Below are 4,839 nucleotides of genomic sequence, written 5' to 3'. Positions count from 1 at the left end.
TGCTTTCTTATGTCACGGGCATGTAGGGGAAAACGTCACTTTTTGGCTTGCGCTAAGATTTTTTTGATCTCTCCAAGACGCAGGCGCTTACGGGTGAAGTCGATGTCCAGTGCCTCGCCGATAGCGTCCGAAATCTGGCTTCTGTACTTAAACAGGTAGATGTTCTCCTGCTCCAGGCTGCAGGTGATCTTCTTGAGGCAATCGACGATCCTCTCGGCGGGATACATGTGTCCAACCTTCTTCTGGAGGATCCGCAAAATGGTCAGCGCGATGAAGCAGCTGAGAAAATGAGCGTTGATGTGATCCTCAAGAGACACATACACAGGTCGTGTTTCCAGGACGCCTTTCGTAATGCGGAATGTTTCTTCGATCTGCCAGAGTCCCCGGTAGATGTCGATCACCTCGTGATCAGCTAGGTCAAGTTCGCTGGTGGCTATGCAGTAGTAGCCATCATACTTCTCCTCTTCAGTAATCCTCTGTATGTCCAAGCTCAGCTGTTCCTTCCCTTCCAGAATCTCGCCTGTCTTCTCGTCGAAGACGATGTTGCGCACATACTTGGCTGGGCCACTAGAGGTGGATTTGGTGTACTTCTTGGGGTTGGCTACCAAATCAAGGGCCGTCTTTAGGACCTTCTCCCGCTCAGACCTGGCTTGCTGCGCATACTTCCTTCCCCAGAAGACTACCTGCTTTTCGTAGATTGTTTTCTTCTTCTTGCTTCCGTTCTTCATGGTGACGTTGATTTCCCGAGCGACCCTTCTACTCTTCATCTTGAAGTCACACTCTGCGGTAGCGGGCTTTCCGTTGCTGTCGACATATCCTTCCTCGGATAAGATGTAGTCCTTCAGCTCCTTGGTGCCGCGGCGAACCGACATGCTGAAGACGTAACCATTGAACCGCGTCCCCTTGTCCCCACCGAGAAGATAGTAGATGTTGTCGCCGGTGTTGATGCCCATGTCAGCCACCACAATGATCCTGCCCGTATCGTAGTTGCGGCGCACTTCACCTATGACTGGGCGAAACGTCTGCTTGTCCACTGTGTTTCCTGGGAAAAGATCGAAATGAAGGGGTATGCCGTCTGCATCCACAGCCAACCCCATCTGGATAATCGGATCTGGCCGGCGGTTTTTCTCAAACCCAAACCTGCGGAACCCATCCTCATGATCGATTTCGAAGTAGAAGTTGGTGACATCATAGTAGATGGTCTTGGTGTTGCGGCCGTACTTTTCTTCGATCTGAGTGTGCATATGCCTTTGGCATTCCTTGGAGATCTCTGAGAAGTGGGACAGTGCTCGATAGATATCCGCTTGGGTGAAGTCAAACCGCTCGAAGTACCTGTCCTTCTCTTGAAATGCTTTTCGCTTGGAGCCTGGAGAGAGCAGCCTGGAGATGACCAAAAGAGTCATGATGGAATTGGTGTTGAACTTGAAATTCTGGTGACGGGCCTTGTTTCTAAAGAACCTGTACAGGCCCAATTCGTGGTAGATCTTCAGGATCGCCGCATAGCCGAAGTTCTTCTCATTGTCGGTGGCGGGCTCCAGCCTTTCATTCATGTCCAGCTGCAGCGTGACCTTGTTATCTGCCTGCTCCTCTTCGGTCATTTTCCTGGCCACTTCTTTGAAGTGGGCGATGGGGTCATCGTACTGCTTTTCCAAAACGTCCAGCCAGCCCAGGGACAAAACGGTTTTCGATCTCGGCCTGCCACGTTCATCGCGGTAGGCCTTTTCAATGGTGAGGTAGACCCGTCCATCTTTTCTGCGTGATTGTTTGAGATTCAAGTTCTACACCTCCGGGAGGGAGTCTATGCACTAACATTATACCACAAATTCCCATACTTTACTATACCCCAAAGGGCAAAATTTTCAATAAAAAAATCCCTTGAAAGCACGTCGCCACAAGGGTTTGGGAGATCCTATTCTTAGCTATGCTGTAAAACTAGCGAGAGTTCCCCCTGGATTAAGGCGGCCCTAATGTTTGACTTCGATCTAGTGCGGTGGTATAATAAACCTGCCCTTGCTCTAGGCGGGAGCCTAGGGCCATTTGTCCAGAGGGGAGGTGAAGCTGCGGTGCGTGAGTATGAGCTGATGGTAATCTATTCCCCACAGCTTGACGAAGAAGCATTGACGGCCCAGATTGAGCGGACGAAAGAGCTGATCGTAGGTGTGGGCGGCGAAGTGGAAAAAGTTGACCAGTGGGGGAAACGCCGGTTCGCTTACGAGATCAAGAAAAACACCGAAGGCTTCTACGTGGTGATCGATTTTAAAGCAGAAAGCGGAGCGACTTCCGAGGTCGAACGTATTCTCAAGATCACCGATGAAGTCGTGCGTTATCTGCTCGTTCGAAGAGACGTAGAATGAGCAAAGGAGTGACGACGGGTGTTGAATAGGATCATCCTCATCGGGCGACTGGTAGCCGACCCACAGCTGCGCTACACTCAAACTGGGATCGCGGTAACCAACTTCACGCTTGCAGTGGATCGCCCCTTTTTGAACCAAAGTGGCGAGCGGGAAGCTGATTTCATTGACATCGTAACCTGGCGGAAGCAGGCCGAGATCTGCGCCAATCATCTGACCAAGGGCCGTCTCGTAGCCGTGGAAGGGCGCCTGCAGATTCGCTCCTATGAAGATCAAAATGGAATCAGGAGAAAGGCCGCGGAAGTTGTGGCCGATTCCGTACGCTTCCTGGATCGTGCAAGGGATTTTGGTTCCGAAGAGCCAGTGGAAGGGCCGCCCGAACCCGAATTTGACGACGTTCCGTTCTAATCAAAGTGGTTTGGAGGCGAAGAAATGGCTAGAGATAGAGGCCGTCGAGGCAGAAGGAAGATCTGCTCTTTTTGCGTCGATAAGATCGATCGGATCGACTACAAAGAAGTCGGCCGTCTGCGCCGCTATGTGACCGAGCGGGGGAAAATCCTTCCACGGCGCATCACGGGCAACTGTGCCCGGCATCAGAGACAGCTGACAACGGCGATTAAAAGAGCTCGTTTCATGGCCTTGATGCCTTATACGGTTGACTAAGGGAAAGGGAGCAGCGCAGCTGCTCCTTTTTAGAATGTCAAGTAGAGGGTGACCAGATGAAGACGCGTTCATTGACGGAAGGGGCTATGCTGGGAGCGCTCACCGTTTTGCTCACCTTGCTCGGGGAATACCTGGGCATCCCCGCCGTGATCGTGCCCGTACCCCTGATCCTTCTGGTGTTCCGCCAGGACTTCCGCTGGGGGATAATCACCGCCCTGGTGGCTTCCCTGGTGACGGGCCTGGTGGCCGGACATGTCTTTGCCGGCCTGTCGGTGATTATCTGGGGTTTTGTGGGCGTGGCTGTGGGCATGGCCCTGAAAGAGAAGCTGTCCTTTGCCAAGCTCATGGGCGTGGCTGTTTTCGCCAACCTGGTGGTCATCGGACTGCACATGCTCCTTTATGCCCTGGTCATCGGCGGCAACATGTACACGGATCTGATGAACTCCTTTATCCAGGGCATCGAGCAGGCCATAGAGACCTCCCGGAGCCTGGGGGCTGCGGAGGAGTCCTTGGTCCATCTAGAGATCATGCTGGAGCTGGTGCCGTTCCTCTTTAGAAACGGCCTGCCGGCACTGTTGCTCCTTTCTTCAGCGTTCATGGCCTTTGTGCACCTGGCGGTCTCCCGCCTGGTGCTCAAGCGCATGGGCGAGACGGTGCCCTGGGTCCAGCCCTTTACCCAGTGGCGGCTGCCCGCCTACTGTGCCCTCTTTTTCTTTGCGGGCTGGATCCTCACCCAGCTGGCCGCCCTCTGGGACCTGCCGCGCTGGCTGGAGTTTGCGGGCGTGAACTTGTTTTTCCTCTCATCCACGGCCTATATGGTCACAGGCCTCAGCTTGGCCTGGTTCTATTTCAACCAGCGGAGGACCCCCACGTTCCTGCGGGTTTTGTTTGTCATCCTGCTCTTTACGACCCAGCTTGTGCTCATGCTGCTGGTGCTGCTTACGGTGGCCGACGGGTTTTTTGACTTCCGCAGGTTAATGGCGCGGAAAGCAGAAGTAGTAAAGACGGAAGACACCGAAGATGTCCAAGAGGCAGAAGTGGTGGACGACCGCAGCGATACTGAAGACTAGAAAGGCGGGGTGGTTATGAAGGTAATACTGCAGGCAGATGTCAAGAATCTAGGCAAAAAGGGCGATGTGGTAGAGGTGGCGGAAGGCTACGGCCGCAACTACCTTTTGCCCCGGGGGTTGGCCGTGGAGGCCAGCGCCGGCAATCTGCGCCACGCTGCCCAGCAAAAGCAGTTGGAGGCCACGAAAGCAGAGCGGGAGCTGAAAGAGGCCCAGAAAGTCGGCGAGAAGCTCAAAGACCAAAAGGTGCAGATCAAGGCCAAGGTGGGCGAGGCGGGCCGCCTGTTTGGCTCCGTCACTCCCCAGGAGATCGCCGATCAGCTGCGCAGGCACTTCGCGGTAGAAATTGACAAGAGGAAGATAGAGATCAAGGAGCCAATAAAGAGCTTGGGCACGCACAAGGTGACGGTCAAGATCCATCCGAAAGTGCATGTTCAGGTGCAGGTGGATGTTGTGGCTGAATAGCGGTAGTACTTAGTTGGAGGGTTATCCCCATTGGATACAACACAGTCGCGCAACAAGCAGCTGTCTCTGGAAAAGCACGTGGCAGCACTTATGACCATTTTAGCTGAGGTGCACGGCGAGGACCAGCTGGTCCTCAAGGCAGGCAAGCTGGATTCGCTGGAGTTAATGCAGTCGGATAAGATAGAAGACCGCATCCTGGCGTTAGAGCGCCTGGTGCATGATGATCCCACCATCGTGGACCAGCGCACGCCGGAGGAGGCGGCCCAGGTCCTCCAGGAACTGGAGGACTATTT

Annotated in this window: 6 protein-coding genes and 1 pseudogene; 6 read left to right on the top strand and 1 reads right to left on the bottom strand. The window is 54.0% G+C overall.

Annotation, left to right across the window (positions count from 1 at the left end; all coding sequences use genetic code 11):
• Nucleotides 1-35: 35 nt before the first annotated feature.
• Entirely contained in the window at nucleotides 36-1,775 is a 1,740-nt protein-coding gene (locus ACE4YL_RS00680) for an IS1634 family transposase (RefSeq protein WP_461365157.1), read from the bottom strand.
• Between the two features lie 288 nt (nucleotides 1,776-2,063).
• Between ACE4YL_RS00680 and rpsF the strand changes: the two genes are divergently transcribed.
• From rpsF to ACE4YL_RS00650, 6 genes and pseudogenes are all read left to right on the top strand, one after another.
• The gene (gene rpsF, locus ACE4YL_RS00675) at nucleotides 2,064-2,354 is read left to right on the top strand and encodes a 30S ribosomal protein S6 (RefSeq protein ID WP_461358254.1); all 291 of its coding nucleotides are present in this window, start codon (nucleotides 2,064-2,066) and stop codon (nucleotides 2,352-2,354) included.
• Nucleotides 2,355-2,372: 18 nt separating this feature from the next.
• The gene (locus tag ACE4YL_RS00670) at nucleotides 2,373-2,759 is read left to right on the top strand and encodes a single-stranded DNA-binding protein (RefSeq protein WP_461358253.1); all 387 of its coding nucleotides are present in this window, start codon (nucleotides 2,373-2,375) and stop codon (nucleotides 2,757-2,759) included.
• 24 nt (nucleotides 2,760-2,783) lie between these two features.
• Complete coding sequence (gene rpsR / locus ACE4YL_RS00665; RefSeq protein ID WP_461358252.1) at nucleotides 2,784-3,014, top strand: 30S ribosomal protein S18; 231 nt, start codon at nucleotides 2,784-2,786, stop codon at nucleotides 3,012-3,014.
• Nucleotides 3,015-3,070: 56 nt separating this feature from the next.
• A complete protein-coding gene (locus ACE4YL_RS00660) occupies nucleotides 3,071-4,084 on the top strand; it encodes a YybS family protein (RefSeq protein WP_461358251.1) in 1,014 nt (337 codons plus the stop codon).
• Nucleotides 4,085-4,099: 15 nt separating this feature from the next.
• A complete protein-coding gene (gene rplI / locus ACE4YL_RS00655; RefSeq protein ID WP_461358250.1) occupies nucleotides 4,100-4,546 on the top strand; it encodes a 50S ribosomal protein L9 in 447 nt (148 codons plus the stop codon).
• Nucleotides 4,547-4,576: 30 nt separating this feature from the next.
• Nucleotides 4,577-4,839: pseudogene (locus tag ACE4YL_RS00650) on the top strand (Lon family ATP-dependent protease); the annotation flags it as partial.

The sequence above is a fragment of the Candidatus Darwinibacter acetoxidans genome (assembly GCF_041936445.1).
Lineage (GTDB): Bacteria > Bacillota > Limnochordia > Darwinibacteriales > Darwinibacteriaceae > DTU010.
Note: the sequence above shows the minus strand (reverse complement) of the source record. Positions and strands in the feature narration are given on the sequence as shown.